Source organism: Xenorhabdus ishibashii, assembly GCF_002632755.1.
Classification (GTDB): domain Bacteria; phylum Pseudomonadota; class Gammaproteobacteria; order Enterobacterales; family Enterobacteriaceae; genus Xenorhabdus; species Xenorhabdus ishibashii.
Map to the genome: position 1 here is coordinate 62,917 of NZ_NJAK01000002.1, position 22,907 is coordinate 85,823.

Annotated in this window: 21 protein-coding genes; 6 read left to right on the plus strand and 15 right to left on the minus strand. The window is 41.4% G+C overall.

What is annotated here, in order from left to right; translation table 11 throughout:
- Nucleotides 1-130: 130 nt before the first annotated feature.
- The 6 genes from Xish_RS18715 to pth form a co-directional block, all read right to left on the minus strand.
- Entirely contained in the window at nt 131-298 is a 168-nt protein-coding gene (locus Xish_RS18715) for a hypothetical protein (protein ID WP_167383292.1), read from the minus strand.
- Nucleotides 299-701: 403 nt separating this feature from the next.
- Nucleotides 702-1,280: an NAD(P)H-dependent oxidoreductase gene (locus tag Xish_RS15960; protein WP_099118821.1), complete on the minus strand. Its 579-nt coding sequence runs from the start codon at nt 1,278-1,280 to the stop codon at nt 702-704.
- 80 nt (nt 1,281-1,360) lie between these two features.
- Nucleotides 1,361-2,326, minus strand: a complete 966-nt coding sequence (locus tag Xish_RS15965; protein WP_099118822.1) for an AraC family transcriptional regulator — start codon at nt 2,324-2,326, stop codon at nt 1,361-1,363.
- Nucleotides 2,327-2,496: 170 nt separating this feature from the next.
- Nucleotides 2,497-2,823: a hypothetical protein gene (locus tag Xish_RS15970; protein ID WP_099118823.1), complete on the minus strand. Its 327-nt coding sequence runs from the start codon at nt 2,821-2,823 to the stop codon at nt 2,497-2,499.
- Between the two features lie 80 nt (nt 2,824-2,903).
- Entirely contained in the window at nt 2,904-3,995 is a 1,092-nt protein-coding gene (gene ychF / locus Xish_RS15975; protein WP_099118824.1) for a redox-regulated ATPase YchF, read from the minus strand.
- A 111-nt stretch (nt 3,996-4,106) separates the two neighbouring features.
- A complete protein-coding gene (pth, locus tag Xish_RS15980; protein WP_099118825.1) occupies nt 4,107-4,697 on the minus strand; it encodes an aminoacyl-tRNA hydrolase in 591 nt (196 codons plus the stop codon).
- Nucleotides 4,698-4,959: 262 nt separating this feature from the next.
- Between pth and ychH the strand changes: the two genes are divergently transcribed.
- Complete coding sequence (gene ychH, locus Xish_RS15985; protein WP_099118826.1) at nt 4,960-5,235, plus strand: stress-induced protein YchH; 276 nt, start codon at nt 4,960-4,962, stop codon at nt 5,233-5,235.
- A gap of 85 nt (nt 5,236-5,320) precedes the next feature.
- Here ychH and Xish_RS15990 read toward each other — a convergent pair whose 3' ends face one another.
- From Xish_RS15990 to lolB, 5 genes are all read right to left on the minus strand, one after another.
- The gene (locus Xish_RS15990) at nt 5,321-7,303 is read right to left on the minus strand and encodes an autotransporter outer membrane beta-barrel domain-containing protein (protein ID WP_099118827.1); all 1,983 of its coding nucleotides are present in this window, start codon (nt 7,301-7,303) and stop codon (nt 5,321-5,323) included.
- Between the two features lie 256 nt (nt 7,304-7,559).
- Nucleotides 7,560-9,611: an autotransporter outer membrane beta-barrel domain-containing protein gene (locus Xish_RS15995; RefSeq protein WP_099118828.1), complete on the minus strand. Its 2,052-nt coding sequence runs from the start codon at nt 9,609-9,611 to the stop codon at nt 7,560-7,562.
- 774 nt (nt 9,612-10,385) lie between these two features.
- A complete protein-coding gene (prs, locus tag Xish_RS16000) occupies nt 10,386-11,333 on the minus strand; it encodes a ribose-phosphate diphosphokinase (protein WP_141554003.1) in 948 nt (315 codons plus the stop codon).
- A 67-nt stretch (nt 11,334-11,400) separates the two neighbouring features.
- The gene (gene ispE / locus Xish_RS16005; protein ID WP_099118830.1) at nt 11,401-12,297 is read right to left on the minus strand and encodes a 4-(cytidine 5'-diphospho)-2-C-methyl-D-erythritol kinase; all 897 of its coding nucleotides are present in this window, start codon (nt 12,295-12,297) and stop codon (nt 11,401-11,403) included.
- Nucleotides 12,297-12,914: a lipoprotein insertase outer membrane protein LolB gene (gene lolB / locus Xish_RS16010; RefSeq protein WP_099118831.1), complete on the minus strand. Its 618-nt coding sequence runs from the start codon at nt 12,912-12,914 to the stop codon at nt 12,297-12,299. Before lolB ends, ispE begins: the two co-directional genes overlap by 1 nt.
- Nucleotides 12,915-13,227: 313 nt before the next feature.
- Here lolB and hemA point away from each other — a divergent pair, with 313 nt between their 5' ends.
- The 5 genes from hemA to kdsA all read left to right on the plus strand — a co-directional run bounded on the left by hemA (nt 13,228) and on the right by kdsA (nt 18,205).
- Complete coding sequence (hemA, locus tag Xish_RS16015) at nt 13,228-14,490, plus strand: glutamyl-tRNA reductase (protein WP_099118832.1); 1,263 nt, start codon at nt 13,228-13,230, stop codon at nt 14,488-14,490.
- Between the two features lie 35 nt (nt 14,491-14,525).
- Complete coding sequence (prfA, locus tag Xish_RS16020; RefSeq protein WP_099118833.1) at nt 14,526-15,608, plus strand: peptide chain release factor 1; 1,083 nt, start codon at nt 14,526-14,528, stop codon at nt 15,606-15,608.
- Entirely contained in the window at nt 15,608-16,468 is an 861-nt protein-coding gene (gene prmC / locus Xish_RS16025; RefSeq protein ID WP_099118834.1) for a peptide chain release factor N(5)-glutamine methyltransferase, read from the plus strand. Before prfA ends, prmC begins: the two co-directional genes overlap by 1 nt.
- On the plus strand, nt 16,452-17,261 hold the full coding sequence (gene sirB1, locus Xish_RS16030) for an invasion regulator SirB1 (protein WP_099118835.1): 810 nt from the start codon (nt 16,452-16,454) through the stop codon (nt 17,259-17,261). Before prmC ends, sirB1 begins: the two co-directional genes overlap by 17 nt.
- An 89-nt stretch (nt 17,262-17,350) precedes the next feature.
- Nucleotides 17,351-18,205 (plus strand): 3-deoxy-8-phosphooctulonate synthase, encoded by an 855-nt coding sequence (gene kdsA, locus Xish_RS16035; RefSeq protein WP_099118836.1) that lies wholly within the window; start codon nt 17,351-17,353, stop codon nt 18,203-18,205.
- Nucleotides 18,206-18,272: 67 nt separating this feature from the next.
- Here the strand turns inward: kdsA and Xish_RS16040 are convergent, their stop codons facing one another.
- The 4 genes from Xish_RS16040 to Xish_RS16055 form a co-directional block, all read right to left on the minus strand.
- Nucleotides 18,273-19,184: a pepsin/retropepsin-like aspartic protease family protein gene (locus Xish_RS16040; protein ID WP_244186176.1), complete on the minus strand. Its 912-nt coding sequence runs from the start codon at nt 19,182-19,184 to the stop codon at nt 18,273-18,275.
- Nucleotides 19,185-19,316: 132 nt separating this feature from the next.
- Entirely contained in the window at nt 19,317-21,005 is a 1,689-nt protein-coding gene (gene dauA / locus Xish_RS16045) for a C4-dicarboxylic acid transporter DauA (protein WP_099118837.1), read from the minus strand.
- Between the two features lie 158 nt (nt 21,006-21,163).
- Complete coding sequence (locus tag Xish_RS16050) at nt 21,164-21,562, minus strand: hypothetical protein (RefSeq protein ID WP_099118838.1); 399 nt, start codon at nt 21,560-21,562, stop codon at nt 21,164-21,166.
- Between the two features lies 1 nt (nt 21,563).
- The gene (locus tag Xish_RS16055; protein ID WP_099118839.1) at nt 21,564-22,907 is read right to left on the minus strand and encodes a phosphatase PAP2/dual specificity phosphatase family protein; all 1,344 of its coding nucleotides are present in this window, start codon (nt 22,905-22,907) and stop codon (nt 21,564-21,566) included.

Sequence of the window (22,907 nt, forward strand, 5' to 3'; positions counted from 1 at the left end):
ATCCGTACCGTTATTGTTTTCATGGATTCTAACTTCAATTTTCTAACGTAAAAATAGAATTTTGGCTAGAATAGAATTAAATAATGGTAAGAATATCATGGCTTTTTATTAGTGAAATATTATAACTAAGTTACAAGCAAATTCCTCTAAGTATGTCATTTTGTATTTTGTTACATGCCGCTTCGCATTGTTGATCTATAGATTGGTTAAATAACTTACAGGCTAATGCATTTGCGTTAGCTGCGACGACTGTTCCTATAAGTAATGACAGCATACAAGCCGCTAATTTTCTTTTCATGATGTGTACCTCATAGAGTTAGAGATTAACATGAATAACAGTATAAAGAGCCATTATGTGATGAGTGTTAACATTAGAACTAGTGTTAACATCAACATACTCATTTTTACAAGTGTTATGTGTATTTGGCTATTGATTTTCTTATCGCATTGAAATTTTGTTTATAAAAATTATGATCTTTATTTTTCATTGTGTTATGGGAAAATAATAACAAGAAATAAGTGAAATATATTTTGGGTGAGTTAAATTTTTCGGAGGGTGTTAATAAAATGTTTTATTTCTTATGTGATAATTAATGATGTTATTTTTTATGTTTTTTTGAATGGTTTTATATTGGTTCTATTTTAGAAAAAATAATAATCCACCTGATATACAAGTGGATATATACGATCTTTATTTTTTCTTAGAAAAATGCAGATAAATGTTTTTTTAATCGTTGAATATCTTGAGAAATTTGTGGATTTTTTATTACATCATAACAAGCAAATGTTGGTATTGGAGACATGCCTAAAAACTGGTTTGCCTTGTGAAAAGGGTAGTAAACACTGTCAATGCCTTTTCCTTCAAAAAATTGATTGGGATCTTCAAATGATTCCAGTGGTGCATTCCAGGTCACTGAAAACATATAGGCTTTGCCTTGTATCAAGCCACCTGAACCATATTTTTTGGCAGGATCATGACGGGTTCGTCCATCATTTTTAAATAAGGTACCGCGGCCAGTCTGGAAAATCTCATCGACATATTTCTTTAAAATCCATGGTGCCCCCATCCACCAACCCGGCATTTGGTAAATAACACGATCTGCCCAAAGAAATTTATTAATCTCTGCGGCGATGTCGTAACCTTTATCTACATGTGTTACCTGAATTTCATGGCCTATCTCTGTCAGGTGATCCTTAATAACGTCGGTTAATGCGTTATTTAATTCTCCTTTCGATTCGTCAAAATTTTTTGCTGAATTGATAACTAAAATATGGCACATAATAATCCTCTGTTTTATTCCATTGATAAATCGAGGATTATCTTAGGACTGATTTGGGTTGGATACGTGCCTATTTATTGTCAATCGTTGCCTAATTCTCCAGTAATACTTATTTTCTTCGTCTGAATTACCCGAAACTGTTTTATATCTCGGCAGGGAGGTTCACCAAAAAGACGGCTATATTCACGATTGAATTGGGAAGTGCTTTCATAGCCAACTTGAAATGCGGTGGTTGTCATGTTCTGGTGTTGGGTCAGTAATATGTGCCTTGCTTCGTGTAAACGCAGCCATTTTTGGTATTGTAATGGACTCATCGAAGTAACTGCCTTAAAGTGATGATGAAAAGAAGAGAGACTCATTTTGGCAATTTTGGCGAGTTGTTCGATTTTAACCGGTTCAGTAAAGTGCTCTTTCAACCATTGAATCGCCTGGCTGATTTGGTAGCTTGGGCTTTCTTGGGTAGCCATTTGTTGTAAACGTCCTCCCAACTCACTTTTCAGTAGCCGATAGATGATTTCTTTATGTATTAGGGGAGAGAGGACGGGAATATCTTCTGGTGTGTTTAATATATCCAATAGACGATTAAAACAGTTTAGCAGATTTGTTGTAGCAGAAGTTATGGCTAATCCACATGTATCTTGCGTTTGACGCTTTATCGTGACCTTATTTTCAACCATTAACTTTGATACTTCCTGAATATCAAGTTTTAACATCAAGGAAAAAAAGGGTTTTTCCTCAGATGCGGTGTAAATCTGGGTAATGGTGGGAATATTTGTTGAAGTCACTAATAATTGCAGGGGATCGCAATAATATGAACGATCACCAATCGTCACCCGTTTTGTCCCCTGAGCAATCACCATAATATTCGGATCATACAACCAACCAATTGGAGCGGTTGGTTGTTCCAAATGGCAGAGCGTTAAGTGAGGGATCGCTGTTTTTACGTTGTGTGTATTGGGTCGTGTTAATTTGGCCACTTTTCCAGCCAATTGTTGTAACTGGATTTCAATTTCTGTTGTATCGGGTTGTTGATTTGATACATTCATTTTCTATTTCCTTGCTGAATATAAAAATCATTATGAGTCGTGGATTAAGCAAGAATTTTGGAGGCGATATAACGTTCTATCCGATACTAAATAATATTTTAAAATCTTAGTCTGTTGAATGATAAAGCATGTTTAAGTTCTCATTTTTTCACAAGAGTTTTATAAACTACTCAAATGTCAAATCTCTTATATAATTCCTCATGACATTTTTTTGCAATGACACCATAAAACCAAAATTTAATAGATAATAAAGTCAAAATGAATGCAATTAATAAAGCATCTACGGGTATTTTCTTGGATGCATTAATTCCTTTTATAAAGTCAGGCAAAACTGCTGATATAGTTAGCCCACAATGACCAGCGATGATAAATGATAGGCTACCAATCATAACCACAATCCAACTTGATAATTCATTTAGTTTATATTTTCTCCTGTTACGAAACTTGTTTGTTAGTGTCTTTATTATATGTAAGAGTAAGAAGTAAGAGTTAAACATATTATTATTCCTCAAATGATGGAAAATTAACGGCATATAAAGATCCACGCAATTGCGTGGATCTTGTAAGCTATTTGAATTTAGACATTAAACAAGAAATTCATCACATCGCCATCTTTAACGATATAATCTTTCCCTTCTGCGCGCATCTTGCCCGCTTCTTTCGCGCCTTGTTCACCTTTGTAAGTGATGAAGTCTTCAAACGAGATAGTTTGAGCACGGATAAAGCCCTTTTCAAAATCAGTATGAATTTTACCCGCTGCCTGCGGGGCGGTTGCACCCACAGGGATCGTCCAGGCCCGAACTTCTTTCACGCCCGCAGTAAAGTAGGTTTGCAGGTTCAACAACTGGTAACCAGCACGAATGACACGGTTCAAGCCCGGCTCTTCCAGACCTAATTCTGCCATAAATTCTTCGCGGTCAGCATCTTCCAACTCTGCGATATCGGCTTCAATCGCTGCACAAACGGGAACAACAACGGAACCTTCTTTTTCAGCAATAGCGCGAACGGTATCAAGGTGTGGATTATTTTCGAAACCATCTTCATTGACGTTGGCAATGTACATGGTCGGTTTTAAGGTCAGAAAGCTGAGATAGCGAATGATTGCTTTTTCTTCCGTACTCAGATTTAAAGAGCGCAGCATACCTGCTTGCTCAAGATGCGGCAGGCATTTTTCTAAGACTTCCAGCTCTGCTTTAGCATCCTTATCACCACCTTTAGCTTTTTTCTGTATACGATGGATAGCGCGCTCGCAGGTATCCAGATCCGACAGAGCCAGTTCTGTATTGATAACTTCAATATCAGAGGTAGGATCAACCTGACCAGAAACGTGGATAATATTGTCGTTTTCAAAACAGCGCACGACATGGCCAATCGCTTCGGTTTCACGGATGTTGGTCAGGAATTGGTTACCTAAACCTTCGCCTTTTGATGCACCTTTTACCAGACCCGCAATGTCTACAAATTCCATCGTGGTTGGCAGGATGCGTTGGGGTTTAACAATCTCAGCCAACTGGTCGAGACGTGGATCTGGCATTGGCACAATACCTGTGTTTGGCTCGATAGTGCAGAACGGGAAGTTTGCTGCTTCGATACCTGCTTTGGTCAGCGCATTGAATAATGTAGATTTCCCAACGTTAGGCAGGCCAACGATACCGCATTTGAATCCCATATATTTATCACCTTAAATCACTTATAAACCAACAAGGAATAGGCTTGTCGGTGAGTTTATAAAATTGGCGCTATTATACACGCAATAGCCCGATGCGCCATGCACTCCCAGTCAGGCGCTGGCTTTAAATGCATGCAGGCGATTAATTGCTTTGTTCATGCCATCCTTAATAAGGATATCAGTACAGCGCAACGCTTCATCTATGGCATCGTCAATCAGTTTTTGCTCGCTGGCAGGAGGCTTGCCAAGAACAAAACCGACAACTTTATTTTTATCTCCTGGATGACCAATGCCGATACGCAGACGGTGGAAGTTAGGGTTATTACCGAATTTGCTCTGAATGTCTTTTAGGCCATTATGACCGCCATTGCTGCCACCCAGTTTCATTTTTGCTACACCGGGCGGTAAATCAAGTTCGTCATGTGCAACCAAGATTTCATCTGGCTGAATACGGTAAAACCCAGCAAGGGCAAGGACTGATTTACCGCTGAGGTTCATGAAAGTCGTTGGTACCAGTAACCGGATATCTTGTCCATTAACGTTAATACGGGCGGTATAGCCAAAAAATTTACTCTCTTCTTTCAGGGATTGGTTATAGCGTTGTGCTAACAAATCGACAAACCATGCTCCGGCATTATGTCTGGTCTGTGCATATTCAGTCCCAGGGTTTGCCAGGCCAACGATTAATTTTATGTTACTCACGGTTTAATTTCGCTTATTGGCAATAAAACAAAAAGGAGATTAGTTTACCTATCTCAAGGCTTGAGTACAAAACTCATTTAACAAAGATTATTGTGATGGAATGTAAAAAGTTAGTCTTAAATTTGTACAGCTTGTGATCGCTGCCGCAATAACCTTTTATACAATAAGGCTATAATTAATTTTAAAGAAGATATCTGCTTTCGTGCTTTTGCGTTCGTTGTATTTGCAAATTAGCGTTCACAAAAAGTATTGGAGGTTGGTTATGAGACGTAAAAAGGCTTTCATTTTCGGCAATATTCTTATGGGAGCAGGAATGGCGGCAATGTTTATTAGTCTGGCTTATGTGTTGCTTAGCCATATCTTTAATCTTGGTCTTTCTGAGTTTTTGACAAGTCTCTCATTAATGGGATTATTTGTTGGCGCGTTTATTTGGCTGCTAGGTGCCAGTATTGGCGGCCGAGAACAGGTTACTGATAAATATTGGTGGCTGAAGAATTACGATGAACGTTGTCGCCGTAAGAAACATCGACATCCGTGATTATTTTCAATATTAACCTACAGTGAATGTTAAATAAGGCGGTAATGGTTACCGCCTTATCCTTACTTGTTAAATGTTCAGTAGATTAAAAGCTGATATTGAAACCGAGGTTAAAATAGTAGTCATGATTCGGCTCATTATCATTTTTTTCATGTGATATGGCGGCAAATGCGCGAAAATCATTGGTCAGATTGGCATTAACACCGACTGTATATTGGATATGATTTTTATTTTGTTTCTCTCCCGGTTGGACGAAACTTGTTTTGGTCGCATTGATTGCGCTGCGAAGAGTATAGCGTTCATTATCGAATTGATGATTGAACAAAATAGAAGCGTAAGGATTGAAACGACCCAGTTTAGTATCTATTCGCCAACCCACCGAACCAACTTTGGAATGATAGCTTTGATTTGCAAAATGCATGGAAGTGCTGTTGTTACCTGTTTCACGATAACCATCAACATCTCCTTTATCCCAGGCATATTGGATGATTGGGCTGGTAGTCAGGTAACGAGTAATTGGAATATTCCAGCCTGCTGTAATCCGCCAGCCCCATTGTTTGCCCATTGTTGAACCTGATTCCCTGCGAGTGGCTTGACCGAGCTGAATGGCGCGTGACAGATTGTCGTAATTGGTACGTGAATAATGGACATCGCCGTTCAGCCATCCGTTACCATAGTAGTTCCATAATGTGTAAGCGGTTATGACATGGCCTGTAGCGGCATAATTAAAATTAGACGTTACGTTTTGTTCATCTCGATAACGTGAAATTGTTGCTCCCAATAGCAAATTATCTGTCAGTTGATAATCGCTACCCAGTGTGAAGGTATTATTGTGATCGCCTGTATAACCACCAAATACACCAACTTTACCTTTGACCTGATGATCATTGCGAAGCTGTTGCAGGTGACCGTCAAGTGAGCTTAGGGCGGTTGTAGTTGGGGTGCGGTTGATGTGGTTCAACGCCATCACTTGTAAAGGAGCGTTGTAGATAGACATAATGTACTGGCCGATGACTTTGTGTGCGTAAGGCGTTGGATGGAGGTCATCGGAGAATAAGTAGGATTGGCTTTTATCAAAGTCAGACTCGGAAGAAGAACACAGATCAGCTCTTTCACCTTGTGGGCAGGCATAACCAAGGGTATTAGTAATACCATAGATGGTTGGATTCTCAATAACTTCCCTTAAGAGATGATTGACATCGGCACGTAGGATATTGCCATTAATGAGTTGATTTTCTTCGTTTTGGTTAAATTTGTCGGAAAATTGGGAAGCAATTTTGCTGGTATTATCATAAGCATCAAGCAATTGGCGATAAATTTTTTTCGCTGCTTCTGGATCTTGGGGAGAAGCGTCTTCAGCAATCTTTTTAAAAACTTCCTGGATGACTTTATTTCTGATTTCCGCATTGGGTGTGGGGTATTTGTTGATAGCGTCGTGAACTTGTTTCAGAATTTGGGCGATTTTGTCATCGGATATTTTGCTTTTTTCTAAAGCGCCTTTAAGTACTGCTTCCATAATTTTTGGGGTTGTACCAATATCAGGAACATTAGGTACAATAATTAACCCCGCGCCAGCCTTAATGAGTTGATTGATCTGCGATGCCGCGGATGCAGAATTATCATTGATACGATTTTGCGCTGCTTTTTCATCGCCTTTTCCTAAATCTTCCAAAGCACTCTTTATATCATTGCCTCCTACCCAATGTATATACACACCATTCGGATCCGCCCGTCCAGAGTGTGCTTGCAAATAGTCATCGAGTTGTTTTCGTGTTGAGTGAACAAGATAATCCCAGACAATATCCCCATAATCGTTAGCTTCTGCTCCTCCATAGGCATAATTGGTTCCGTCTTTTTTAGAGTGTGTCAATTTTTTGCCAGTGAGGTTTCGGGCTATATATTCATCATAGAGTTCAACGTCTTTGCCATCTGTCGTAAATCTGCCTATATTCCCACCATCACTCAAACTATCCCCAAAAACATATACATTGTTGTAGGCATAAGAATTTGTCATGAGGTTAGCTAGTAGTACAGTCGTGGCTGATACTAAAAAGAGTGCTTTTTTCATGTAGTTCTCCTGAAAAAACAGCGCATTATTTTCATGCCAGCCAAAACACCTTGACTTAAAAGAATATTCGCTCATTCCTTTCGGTTAATGGCTGATTTTCTGATTGTTTCAATTCGATACTACTTCCATCTACATATACGAAAATTAAACAAAGTGTTAACGCACGCATATCAATGTTAAATAATGGTTAAATAAAAACGCAAGGCAGTCATTTTGCCTTGCGTTCTTGAGTAAATGCTCTTTAGAGACGGGTGTTTTAGAAACTAGCGTTGATACCTAAACTGAAATTGTAGCTAGGATCTTGGGTATTGCCGTCATTACGGGTTACAGAAGCAAAGCCGCGCAGGTTATTGATCAGGTTTGCGTTCACGCCGACAGTATATTGACGCCAATTCGTGCTTTGCTTGCCACTTTCCTGCACAAAAGACGTTTTGGTAGAGTTAATGGCACCGCTCAGTTTGTAACTTGTATCACCGAACTGGTGATTAAACTGAACGGAGGCATAAGGATTGAAACGGCCTAGTTTAGTATCTACGCGCCAGCCCAGAGTGCCCACTTTAGACGTGTAGTCCTGATCACCAAAATGCATGGAAGTCCTATTGTTGCCGGCTTCACGATAACCATCAACTTCACCTTTATCCCAGACATATTGGATGATTGGGCTGGTGGTCAGATAGTGAGTAACAGGAATATCCCAGCCTGCGGTAATGCGTGCTCCCCACTGTTTACCTGTGGTTGAGCCAGTCTCTCTGCGGGTGGCTTCACCAAGCTGGATAGTACGGGTCAGGCTATCATAATTGGTGCGCGAATAATGGACATCGCCACTTAACCAGCCGTTATTATAATAGTTCCACAAAGTATACGCTGTCAGAACATGACCACGGCCTTCATAAGAAAAGTCAACTATGGGTGAGCGTTCCTCTTTATAGTTAGAGTACATTGCACCCAACAGCAGGTTATCTAGCAGTTGATAATCACCACCCAGTGTAAAGGTTTTATCTTGGTTGCCAGTATATCCACCAAAGATACCTACTTTTCCTTGTTCATTACCACCGTTACGCAGTTGTTGCAGGTGACCATCAAGGGAAGAGAGGGAACTTTTAACGGAGGCACGATTGACTTGAGTCAGTGTCATCACCTGTGATGGCGCATTATAAATAGAGATAATGTATTGGCCCATTATCTTGTGACCCAACGGGGTTGGGTGGAAATGATCAGAGAATAAAAATTCTTTGTCTTTGGTAAATCCTGAGTCGTTGGAGGAACATTTATCAGCGCTTTTACCTTGCTCGCAAGAATAACCTAATGTATTTTGAATGCCATAAATCAGAGGATTGGCGATCACTTCATGCAGCAAGCCATTGATATCGGCACGCAAGATATTGCCGTTTCCTTCGCTAATTAGTTTGTCGACTAGCTCATTGTATAGATCAGTGAGTTTTGATGCATCTTCACTTGCCTTATTGTAGGCAGCGAGAAGTTTTTCATATTTTGCTTCTATTTCTTCTTTTGTTTCTTTATCTGAAGATGATTTTTCTATAATTTTTTTCAGTGTACCTTCAATAAGTTGACGGCGGTAATCGCTATTAGGAGTAGGATATGCATTAATGCCATCACGAACAGATTTCAACGTGTCATTGATTTTTTGTTCGATGGTTTTTTTTTGGTCTGCAGGTAGATTATCATAAACTTCAGGATCTTTAATACCTTTGGATTCTAAGGCTTGGCGAATTATAGCTTGACGAAGTAATGTTTCTAAAAATCTAGGAGTAGTGCTTACATCAGGAACGGTTGGAGCAATAACTAATCCAGCCCCTTTTTCGATAAGTTGATTGATTTGATTTGCATATGCAGTAGCGCTGGTGATGACAATGCCAGTGGCAACTTTTTGAACTTGTAGTGGATCTTTTTCTTTTGAGGCGTCTTCCAAAGCCTTGGCAAGGTCGTTACCACCTATCCAATGAATATAGATGCCGTTAGGATCAACTTTGCCATTATGGGCATTAAGATATCTATTTACCTGCTCTTGCGTACTAAATTTACTGTATTGTTTAAGAGCCGTAGCGCTACCTTGAGCATAATTAGTTCCCCCTGCATCAGAGTTAGTCAGGTTAGTCCCCGTAATGTATTGAGCAATATACTCATTATATAACTGGCTTGTAGCTCCATCTGTTGTAAAACGTCCGTTATTCCCACCATCACTCAAACTATCCCCAAAGACATAGACTTGACTATAAGCATGAGCACTAGAAATAGCATTGATTGAAAGCGCTAACAGTGCAGGTGTAAATAAAAATGCCTTTTTCATTGGCACTCTCCTTAAAAAGTAGTTTTTGTTATTAATTAACCTCTCAATTTTGTAAGGTATTGTTTTTTAAACAAAAGAACCCTACAACTCTTCCTCGGTCGAGTTAGAGAAGTCGATATGTTTAATATTGAAATAAACCTATATAGGACAGCTAACTTATTGATAACGGCTGTCTGGCATTAAGTATGGTTCCCTGTTATTGAACTTCCATGTGACTTTGCATTTTTTATAGATAATGTGATCTTAAAAGGTTTAGTCTTTAAACGTGTATATAAAACAATCAGCCGAAAATTATCCTTTTCACCTTTGGATGTTGATAGATTACCTATTAGGGTAATTTATTTTTTTAGATAAGAAATAATATCTGTTTTCCAATACTGTTGTGTGATGTAAGGAAATAAAATTACTGCCATTAAGCGTGCGACAGGTTAGCAGCAACTATGTAATGACACCAGTATTGTCAGAACATTCGGCAACTGGACGTACCAGATAAATTGAAATGCTTGTGGGATATTAATATTAGGTTCTATGTTAATTTAATCGTTTTATTTTATTGATTGAAATTTGTATTTCATTTGTAACTTTTTGATAAATTTAATTATTTTCAATATAAAATTATTAATGTTATTATTAATTCAAAGGGAAAACATTAGCTAACTGTATCAAATAAACAAAAAACCCCGCTGCTGTAGATACAGCAACGGGGTTTTCAAGCAACGATTTATTTAATCATTTGAATAAGTTAACGCATAATATTGACACAAAACTTAAACATTAATGCTCAAACATCGCAGAGATTGACTCTTCATTGCTGATACGACGAATAGCTTCAGCAAGCATGCCAGACAGTGTCAAGGTGCGAACTTTGTTCAATGCCTTAACTTCATCAGACAGAGGAATTGTGTCACAGACCACAAATTCATCGATCACTGAGTTTTTGATGTTTTCTACTGCATTGCCAGAGAAGATAGGGTGGGTTGCATAAGCAAACACCCGCTTCGCTCCGCGCTCTTTCAATGCCTCAGCCGCTTTGCACAGTGTGCCACCTGTATCGATCATGTCATCTACCAGAACGCAATCACGGCCAGCAACATCACCAATAATATGCATCACTTGAGAAACGTTTGCACGTGGGCGACGTTTATCAATGATAGCCATATCTGTATCGTTCAGCAGCTTGGCAATCGCACGGGCGCGAACAACACCGCCAATATCTGGAGAGACAACAATTGGGTTTTCCAGCTCCTTCTGGAGCATATCTTCCAGAAGAATAGGGCTACCAAATACATTATCAACCGGAACATCAAAGAAACCCTGGATCTGCTCAGCGTGTAGGTCAACAGTGAGGACACGGTCTACACCAACGCTGGACAGAAAATCAGCGACAACTTTGGCAGTGATAGGTACACGTGCCGAACGGACACGGCGATCCTGACGAGCATAACCGAAGTAAGGAATAACAGCGGTAATACGACCAGCAGAAGCACGACGTAGCGCATCGACCATCACAACTAATTCCATCAGGTTGTCGTTGGTTGGTGCACAGGTGGACTGGATGATGAAAACATCACCACCGCGGACATTTTCATTGATTTGAACACTGACTTCACCGTCGCTGAAACGACCGACAGCAGCGTCTCCCAAGTTAGTGTACAGGCGGTTGGCAACACGTTGTGCTAGTTCAGGTGTGGCATTACCAGCAAAAAGCTTCATATCGGGCACGAGAAAAACCTCAGGCTTGCGTCCAGAGAGATATTGTTGACCAATCAAACAAATATTGCTCATTGGTTCAATAACATGGTATCCCAGAGCGGAATGTATGCAACGGAGAAATGTTGACGCCACGCGCAACAAAGCCCTGCATCCACTCTGGGGCTTGATTTAACACCTTACGGGCCGATGCTTCTGATTCGAACTCGCCGAAAACACATGCACCGGTTCCGGTCAGGCGTGACGGTGCATATTCTAACAGCCATAAAAGAAGCTGTTCAACCTCACGAAAACGTTTTCTTGCGATTGGTTCACAATCATTTGCAAATGGTGCCTGTAATAATGCGGGCAGAGCGCGAATCGGAGAATTTCGTCTTAATTCAGGATCGGTGAAGATTGTCGGCGTTGATATCTCAATTCCCGGGTGGGCAACTAAAAACCATTTTTCTTCCGGTAAAGCAGGCTGGAGTTTTTCTCCAATGCCTTCGGCAAAAGCGGCATGGCCTTTAATAAATACAGGGACATCTGCCCCAAGGCATACGCCAAGTTGTGCCAGTTCATCATCGGACAGATTGGCTTGCCAATGGTGATTGAGGGCAATCAATATTGTTGCGGCATTGGAAGAACCCCCACCCAGACCTCCGCCCATTGGCAGGCATTTATCAATGCGAATGTCGGCTCCTAAATATTCGGTAGCGGATTGAGTGTTCGTATGGTGATTCTGTAATGTGCGTTTTTGTAATAGATGGTTTTGCAATAATCGGGCTGCCCGCACAATCAAGTTGTCATCATGGGCTACGCCTGCAACCGGAGTCAGTAAACGGATCTGATTATCTTGACGTGGTGAGATGGTGATCTCATCACCATAATCTAAAAATTGAAATAGTGTTTGCAGTTCGTGGTAGCCATCAGGTCGTTGTCCTGTGATATACAAAAATAAATTCAATTTTGCCGGAGAAGGCCAGGTTAAAGTCATTATTGAATCGTCCAGTTATCCATCTTTAATTTAATGCGGTTGTTTCCTTGCATAAGCTCCAGTCGAGTGGGTAAGGCTGGCGTGATCGAAGTATCGTATCCTTGATAATTGACTCGCCAAATTTCACCATTTTTTTGGTCACTTACGGATTTAAGCAGGTAATTTGCATCCAATTGAAAATCTTTGGCACTACCAGGCAAACCGATTATCCAGTTTCGCAGATTATCCAGAGGAATATTCATATTAGTGAGTTGGTAAATTAAAGATTCAGGTTCATTACTAAGATATTTTTTACCATTATTGTCAGTGAGTTGAATCATGTTTGGTTCAACGAATAGTTCCAATTCTGTTGTACCCAGTGGATTGAGCAGCAATAACTTATAATTATCGGGTGAATATTGTTGCCAGAAAAATCGGGCGTACACTTTTTTTTCATTTGTTAGATAAGCGAAAGAACCTCGGGTTTGGTAATGCCCTAATTTTTGCAGTTGTTGTTCACGGGCGTGCCATTGTGGTGTATCCGCTGATCCCGTACCTATAGGGGGTTGCGTGACTGTACAGGCAGTCAGTAAAACACCGGAAAGGGGAAGCAGGCGAAAAAAAGCAGATATTTTCATACGGTAACCCTTGGTGATAAGAAAACTTAGTATTCTGTCTATTATAAAACTCTGTCGGTTATAAATATGGCAATATTTATCCAACAACTTAAAGTGTGCTACTCAAGTCTATAATCATAGGGAGTAATTTAGCGAAATTTTGTTGAGAATTCTCAACAAAATTATCGCAGAACCACCTGATTGACTTTTATTGGATTGATGCATCAAGTAGAATGCTCGACCAATGAGAGTCCTTATGAAGGGTGTGAGTTTATGAAAATAATTATCAATATCATCATGATCTTGCCGCCCGTGATAACTCAACGCAGTTAAGATGACTTTATTAGCACTCGGTATCAACCATAAAACAGCGCCTGTTTCTTTACGTGAGCGGGTGGCCTTTTCTCCTGACACGATAGGATTCGCGCTTGATGACTTGCTCCAGCAGCCACTGGTGCGGGGGGGCGTCGTGCTGTCCACCTGCAACCGTACAGAGCTTTATCTCAGCGTTGAACAGCAAGGTAATTTTCAACAACAGTTGGTTAGTTGGCTATGCGGATATCATCAGCTTAATCCCGATGATTTGACAGGCAGCCTCTACTGGTATTTAGATAATGAAGCGGTCAGCCATTTGATGCGAGTTGCGAGCGGCCTGGATTCCCTTGTATTGGGAGAACCGCAAATTTTAGGACAGGTGAAAAAGGCTTTCGCTGAGTCGCAAAATTATCAATCTCTGTCGAGTGAACTGGAACGCTTATTCCAAAAATCTTTCTCGGTGGCTAAACGGATCAGAACAGAAACGGAAATTGGCGCAAATGCCGTTTCTGTAGCATTTGCTGCCTGTACACTTGCGCGGCAAATTTTCGAATCCCTTTCCCAACTGAATATCCTGCTGGTGGGAGCAGGGGAAACGATTGAACTGGTTGCCCGTCACTTAAAAGAGCATGGCGTGAATCGTATGATGATCGCCAACCGGACAAAAGAGCGGGCACAGATGCTTGCCAGCGAAGTCAATGCCGAAGTTGTTTCCCTGCCAGATATCGATACCCGATTGGCTGAAGCTGATATTGTTATTAGCTCCACCGCCAGCCCATTGCCAATCATTGGTAAAGGCATGGTCGAAAGGGCGTTAAAATTACGTCGCAACCAGCCAATGTTGCTGATTGACATTGCCGTTCCTCGCGATATTGAACCGGATGTGGAAAAATTGAGAGATGTTTATCTGTACAGCGTGGATGATTTACAGGCTATCATTCAGCAAAATCTCGCCCAACGTAAAGCGGCGGCAGTTGTTGCGGAAGATATTGTGCAACAAGAAAGCAGCCATTTTATGGATTGGTTGCGTTCTCAGGGCGCTGTTAATACAATTCGCGAATATCGAGAACAGGCAGAGAAAATCAGGGCTGAGATGACGGCAAAAGCATTGATGTCCATCAGACAGGGTGCTGATGCTGAACAGATCATTAACCAATTGACTTACCAGTTGACGAATCGTCTGATCCATACACCGACGAAATCTCTCCAACAGGCTGCCAGCGATGGCGATTTGGAGCGCCTGAATCTATTACGGGACAGCCTTGGGCTGGATCATAACTAACCTAACCCTATTCTAAATAAGGTCTGATATTACGAATGAAGCCTTCTATTGTCGCTAAATTGGAAGCATTACAAGAACGCCATGAAGAAGTTTTGGCTCACCTCGGTGATGCCACCGTCATCGCTGATCAAGAGCGTTTTCGCGCGTTATCAAAGGAATATGCTCAACTGACCGATGTGACTAACTGTTTTAAAGCCTGGAAAAGCGTTCAGGATGATATCGAAACAGCCGAGATGATGCTTGATGATCCTGAAATGCGGGAAATGGCGCAGGAAGAACTCAAAAACGCAAAAATTCGTAATGAAGAGCTGGAACAGCAACTGCAATTGCTGTTATTGCCAAAAGATCCGGACGATGAGCGCAACTGTTTTCTTGAAGTTCGTGCCGGAACGGGGGGGGATGAAGCTGCGATATTTGCCGGAGATTTATTCCGCATGTATAGCCGTTATGCAGAATCCCGTCGCTGGAAAGTTGAGATCATGAGTGCCAATGAAGGTGAACATGGCGGATATAAAGAAGTAATTGCCAAAATTTCTGGTGAACAAGTTTATGGTCACCTGAAATTTGAGTCGGGTGGTCATCGTGTTCAGCGTGTACCGGAGACTGAATCTCAGGGACGTATTCACACTTCTGCTTGCACCGTCGCCATTCTGCCGGAAATCCCAGAAGCGGAATTACCGGAAATCAGCCCAAGTGACCTGAAAATTGACACTTTTCGTTCTTCCGGCGCGGGTGGGCAGCACGTCAACACCACTGATTCTGCAATTCGCATTACTCACTTGCCAACGGGCATTGTTGTGGAGTGTCAGGACGAGCGTTCTCAGCACAAGAACAAAGCAAAAGCGATGTCTGTGCTTGCTGCGCGTATTCGTGCTGCTGAGATGCAAAAGCGTCAGGAAGCTGAAGCCTCTGAACGCCGCAATTTGCTCGGTTCCGGCGACCGTTCAGATCGTAACCGTACTTATAACTTCCCACAGGGACGGGTTACCGATCACCGTATCAACCTAACGTTATACCGCCTTGAAGAAGTCATGGAAGGCAAGCTGGATATGCTTATCCAACCTATCATTACTGAATATCAAGCAGACCAATTATCCGCATTGTCAGAGCAGGATTGATGAATTATCAACATTGGCTCCGGCATGCGGCCGCGCAGTTGACTGAAAGTGATAGCCCTAAGCGTGATGCAGAAATCCTGTTGCAACATGTAACAGGGCGTTCCCGTACTTATCTCATTGCATTTAATGAAACATCTATTTCCCCGACGGAAATAGATAGGCTCGATGCTTTTCTGGCTCGTCGTATGCAGGGAGAGCCAATAGCCTATATTGTGGGGGAGCGTGAATTTTGGTCACTGGCTTTGACGGTATCGCCAGCAACCTTAATTCCGCGTCCTGATACAGAATGTCTGGTGGAAAAGGCTCTGGAACTATTGCCTGATCCACCGGCACAGATCCTTGATCTCGGCACAGGGACTGGGGCAATTGCATTGGCATTGGCAAGTGAGAGACATGATTGCTGTGTAACTGGGGTGGATATCAATCCTGATGCAGTCGCATTGGCAAAACATAATGCTGCAAGAAACGCGGAAAAACTGTCCGTTCACAATGTGAATTTTCTGCAAAGTGAGTGGTTTTCTGCGGTTGGGGAAAGACAATTTGATATGATTGTCAGTAATCCTCCCTATATTGATGAGCTTGACCCTCATCTGCGCGAAGGAGACGTCAGGTTTGAACCAGCCACTGCATTGATCGCTGCACAAAATGGTATAGCAGATTTGCAGACAATTATAGAGCAGGCTCGCCACTTCCTGTTGCCAAACGGATGGCTATTATTGGAACATGGCTGGAAACAGGGAATCGTTGTCAGAAACCTATTTTTGGAAAAAGGTTATCAGCAGGTAGCTACTTTTCAGGATTATGGCGGTAACGAACGTATCACGGTAGGTCAATGGAATAAAAATGAAAACCATAGTTAATTATGAATTCAATAATGCTTCCCTGATAGATGGTATTATTTTGGTAACACAGGCCATTCGTCCTGATTTTCCCCAAACAACGGTGACTGAACAATTAACGGCATTGGTTGAAGAAGCTCGACAAAAACTTTCCTCTATTACTGACACCAAAACAAAATTACAAGCGCTATTGACGCTTTTTTATCGAGAATGGAAATTTGGTGGAGCGAATGGGGTGTATTGTTTGTCTGATACTCTGTGGTTGGATGGTGTATTACGTTCACGCCAAGGCGCCCCCGTAACATTGGGGACGGTATTTGCACATATTGCTCAGGTGCTGGCATTACCTGTACAGCCTGTTATATTCCCGACACAGCTAATTTTACGGGTTGATCTGGCTGATGAGCCGACGTGGTTTATTAACCCGATGAATGGCGATACTCTCAACGAACATATCCTTGATGTCTGGTTGAAAGGCAATATTGGCCCAATGGTTAGTTTGGAAAATAAAGACTTACAGGAAGCTGATAATATCAGTATTGTGCGAAAAGTCACCGACGTCATCAAAGTTTCCTTGATGGAAGAGAAAAAAATGGAACTGGCGTTAAAAGCCAGTGAAGTTGTGCTGATGTTCGATCCTGATGATCCGTATGAAATCCGCGACCGAGGATTGATTTATGCGCAGCTCGATTGCAATCACATTGCTGTTTCAGATTTGAGTTATTTCGTGGAGCATTGCCCTGAGGACCCGATCTCAGAAATGATAAAAATGCAGATTAATTCCATTGATCGGAGAGCAATCGTCCTCCATTAAAGGCGTTATAAAGCGGCATTTCTCTGCTTCTTATTTATTTTTTACGGATACAGCAAATTTATTTGTCCTTAACAAGAGAAGGTATAAACATGCAACAGAAAGTGGTTAATATTGGTGACATCAAGGTCGCGAATGATCTGCCTTTTGTACTGTTTGGCGGTATGAATGTCCTTGAGTCACGGGATTTGGCCATGCGTATTTGTGAACATTATGTGACTGTAACGCAAAAACTGGGCATTCCTTATGTTTTTAAGGCGTCTTTTGATAAGGCTAACCGCTCTTCGATCCACTCCTATCGTGGGCCTGGTTTAGAAGAGGGAATGAAAATTTTTCAGGAGCTGAAGCAGACTTTTGGCGTGAAAATCATTACTGATGTACATGAACCCGCGCAAGCCCAGGTTGTTGCAGATGTGGTTGATGTCATCCAGCTTCCCGCTTTTCTTGCCCGTCAGACTGATCTGGTTGAAGCGATGGCAAAAACTGGCGCAGTTATCAATGTCAAAAAACCTCAGTTTGTTAGCCCAGGGCAGATGGGAAATATCGTTGATAAATTTAAAGAAGGTGGCAACGATCAGGTAATACTGTGTGACCGTGGCAGTAATTTTGGTTACGACAATCTGGTCGTCGATATGTTGGGCTTTGGTGTCATGAAACAGGCAACCAATGGCTCACCAGTGATTTTTGATGTCACTCACTCATTACAATGCCGTGATCCATTTGGTGCAGCTTCCGGCGGTCGCCGTGCGCAAGTGTCAGAGTTGGCACGTGCTGGTATGGCGGTAGGAATTGCCGGTTTGTTCCTTGAAGCCCATCCTGATCCAGAAAATGCAAAATGTGATGGTCCATCAGCATTGCCGTTGGCAAAACTGGAGCCATTCCTGATGCAGATGAAAGCCATTGATGATGTAGTGAAAAATTTCACGGAGCTGGATACCAGTAAATAATCACGCGATCTGTTTGGTTTTTTGATAATGCGGTTACAGACATTTTGCCCTGTAACCGCTAATTTTTTTACGCATTATCTTTAATAAATAATCTCTTACCAGGAAAGTCAATTAATATTGCGTATTGATTGAAGAAGTTATTTCCAATTAATCCATCCGCATTTAAATGATTAAAATCTCCATCAACCAGTAGTGAATTCAGTTTTATTTTTTTAGCATCTTTCTCATCAAGTTGAAACGTTGATACAACGCATTCTTCTTTGCTCAGCTCTTTTCTCAAAGCCCCGCAGGGAAGGATAATTGGAGGTGATTGCAGCCTTTGTTGCCAAAAAATGGAAGCTGATGCACCAGTATCCAGGATCATGTTGTAACTCTTGGCGTTTTGTGAAACTTTGACAACAATGCCTTCTCGAGTGAGTCTCAACGGTAATTCACTCCAACCATCAGCCACATTGACATCCAACGCTGGCAAATGATCAGAAACTGACAATTGCTGGTTTTTGTAATCGATAAGAACAACTTTATCTTTGAATAAATTAAGGCCCATTACCATCGACGTGGGAAGCTTTTTTTCTTGACCTAACAAGGTCACTCCCCAGGGTGTTAGCGAAACTCCGGTAATATCCTTAAATATCATCCCATTTATCGAAAGTTGTGGTATGTGAAATTTATCATTAAAAAAAACTTTGCCTGTAATGTCAGTAGAGCGTACTTTTTCAGGACCTATCACTAAGCCTGAGATTTCCGACATAAACTCTTTAGTTAAATGGAGGGCTTGAGATGCACCCGTATCGAGCATTAACTTTTGCTTTTTTCCATCAATTTCGAGATTTGCTACCGGCAAAGAGAATTTATCAAATTGAAAATCTATATGTATGACTTCTTCCGCAGCCATGGAATCTGTGACAAGCAATGACGTAACGGAAGAAAAAACGATAAATACTGTTGCCATAAGGTGCTTATTGAGTGAAAAAAGCATAAAAACTCTCCATATCTGCGTTCATATTTAAGTCAAATTTTAGGGTGAAAAATAAGCTTATCTTGAATTTTGCAATAACGATAAGAATATTAGACCAAAAAAGCATCTAATATTCTTATCTGGAGATTTAGGTTAATCTATTTCTTTCAGTGCCTTGGATAAAGTGGCATAAAAGCTCAATTGCCCTTTAATGGGTTCGACTTTGGCTCGTGCCAGAGTTTTCAAGGGTTGGAAGGAAATATCGCACACAACGAGATGTTTCTCTTTTCCCATCTCCCTGACGAATCCTTGAAAAGCATGTAGCCCGCCTGCATCCAGCACCGGAACAGCATCCCATTGCATAATAATGGTGTGATAATCGGTTCCTTGTTCTTTCAGTTCAGCAAAAATGCGATCCGCAGCCGCAAAAAACAGAGGACCATTAATTCGCACAACCAACAAACCTGTATCATGATTTGTTGCAGGAGAAATACTGATTCGGGTCATATTGGCAATTTTGCGCATAAACAGCAATGAAGCCAGCACAATGCCTATTGTGATTGCCACCACCATATCAAACAGAACGGTTAATGACATACACAGCAGCATGACAATGATATCGTCTTTGGGGGCACGGCGGATGAGGTCTATAACCTTATGGGCTTCACTCATATTCCAGGCCACAATCAACAAAATGGCTGACATAGCGGCAAGCGGTAAATAAGAAAGCATTGGGGCAAGAACCAGCAGCGCCAATAATACCAGCAGTGAATGAACGATAGCGGAAATTGGTGAGGTTGCACCTGCCCGCACATTGGCGGCTGAACGGGCGATAGCCGCAGTTGCGGTGATCCCACCAAAGAAGGGAGCGACAATATTACCCATTCCCTGACCGATTAATTCACTATTGGAATGATGTTTTTTTCCTGTCATACCATCCAAAATAACGGCGCATAACAGGGATTCAATTGCCCCTAACATTGCCATAGAAAATGCGGCGGGGAGCAATGCTGATACTGTATTCCAGCTAATATCAAGCGAGTGAGTATCAGGTAATTGCCACGGTAGGATAAATTGAGGAAGAATAGGGGGAATACCTTGGCCTTGTGTACCATCTTCCAGCGTATAGCTAAATGATGAGCCAATCGTTGCCACATCATGGCCTAACAGATGCATGATCCCCATGATACCCGTACCTGCCATCAATGCCGGTAAGTGACCCGGTAACTTCAAACCTAGTTTTGGCCAGAAAATCAATACTAGCAGGGTTGTTAAACCGATGAGGGTATCGCTAAGTTGTGATGAAGGAAACGCTTGGGAGAGGGCAATTACCTTATTAATATAATTTTCCGGCACATGGTCTAGTTTCAGGCCGAAAAAATTTTGCACTTGCATGGTCGCGATAGTAATAGCAATACCAGAAGTGAATCCAAGCGTGACAGACAGTGGAATGTACTCAATCAATCGGCCAAATCTCGCTAATCCCATGATAAGCAAAATAATGCCAGACATGAGCGTGGCGATAAGCAGGCCACTGAGGCCAAATTGCTGTGATACAGGGTAGAGTATCACCACAAAAGCCGCCGTTGGACCGGAAACGCTATAACGTGATCCTCCGGTCACAGCAATAATAATACCGGCAATGGCCGCAGTATACAGGCCGTATTGTGGTGCCACACCACTGCCGATTGCCAGAGCCATTGCCAGTGGGATAGCAATGATTCCCACGGTGATCCCGGCAATTATGTCTTTTATAAGACGTTGAAAAGAATAAGTTTCTTTCCAACAAGCGTCAATAAGCGCACTAAATGGGCGTATTCCCTTAATTTTACGAGTATTCATTTAATTAAGAACCAAAAAATAGGATAGCAGATGATGAGCTGAAAAAAGTAATGCTAGCATATCGCTTTTATCAGCCCAGAAAAGTGTTATATGTCAAAAAGTTAACTAATAGATTAGTGCTTGTTTTTAGTAACGTAGGTAAATTCTGAGTTTGATGCTCACTTTATTAAGATAAATAGCACAAATAATCCTAATTGTAAGATCAAAAACAAAATTGCTTGTTTTAACAACTTTATTGCGCCTTTGAAGCGTTCATTCATTGTTTGTGAGCGAGGTGATTTATTAAAAATAAGTAATAACGCTTGATCGAAATCTGCATGTTTTTCGGGATATAAACTAATAATATGAAAATAGTGGTAATCCAGCCAAGTACGCCAACAATAATATTGATTGAGTAAAGCAGCGAATAACAATATAAAATAAATTATATGATTGTTTGAGTTTGTTATAAATATAGCGGTTGCTATAAGAACTGTTAAGGCAGATATGCCAGAAATAAAGCGCCAACTTTTTAATGTGACAATAACGATTTTACTTGTCAGGTCTTCTGGTTGCATATCATGCTTTCCTATACCGATAGATGCTTTCCCATTGTGCAAGAGCATCCCAATGTTCCTGCCTGAAAGTCACTAGTGGCCTGGCCTTACGCAGGATATTTATTGCTTTTGTGATATTATATTCAGGATGTTGTTTCAATAGCCATGCTGCTACAACCATGGCACTGCGGGACAATCCTAGTGTGCAATGAATGAATACGCTTCCTTTTTGGTGTAATTTGTCCAATGTACAAACAGCGGATTGCAGTGCTTCTGGTGTTAGCGGTAATAAATCTATTTGAGGTTGGCATATATAGTGTTTTTCATGGTGATCAGGTTTTCTGTGCCACTCAGCAGTCAGATCAAATACACTGGTTATATTGATTGGCTCAATATCGGATTGGCACGGCAAGCAACCGAGGATAATTCCTTCTACGATCTGATTATAAGGAGAGCTTTGGCGTCTGAACCAAAGATAAGAAAGCCAGGCTCCCAATTGGTACGGTGCCAGTAGCCAGCGAGCGGACAGTGATATGCATCCATCGGATTGTTTTTGGAACACTGAATTACCTAATCCAGCATAACCAAGGGCAATCATTAATAATGATATAGCAGGCCATAACAGTATCCAGAAAATTCCTCCTAATCCATATGCCATCAGCATAAAAAAGAAACTTCCCATTATATAATAGCCAAAGAGTTTTCGAGCATAGCTATCCTGACTTGGTTGCCATTGCCAATGATGTGAAATCGGTAATAAGTAACTAATGACCACACCTACGGCAAAACCTGTGATTACGTCAATAAAATGGTGCTGCCAAGTGGTAAGGACTGATAAGGCAATCAGGATAGACCAGACATGCAGCAAACCACGCCAATAGCCTTGAATGTGTATGGAGTAACGCAGCCAGAGTAACCATAACAGAATAATATGTAAGGAAGGTGCTTGATTATAGGGCAAATCAAACAGTTCTAGTTGGGTGAACAGCCATCCGAAAACACCTGCTGTTGCAGGGCGGGAAAGCGAAAATTGCAAAGGGAATAACAAAAATCCGGCACAGGCAATCAGTGACGCTGTCACTAATCTCCAGCCATGAAGCCATTGCTCACGGCGGCTGGTACAGATAAATAATGATATCCCGTAAAACAAATCAATGCTCCAGTAAGGAATAATTGTCCATGACCAAAAAGGGAGATTCTGTTCCCAACTGAAAACGACGGCTTTTATGTCGTCTCTGAGTGAGGTGAGCTGATTAATTTGCCCGTATGTCATAAAGAAAAAGGGTGCCAGAAACAATAGCCATACACAGGCTGTCAGCCATAAACGTTGGCGACTTTCAAAGGGAAGTTGCATTGGAGATTTCAT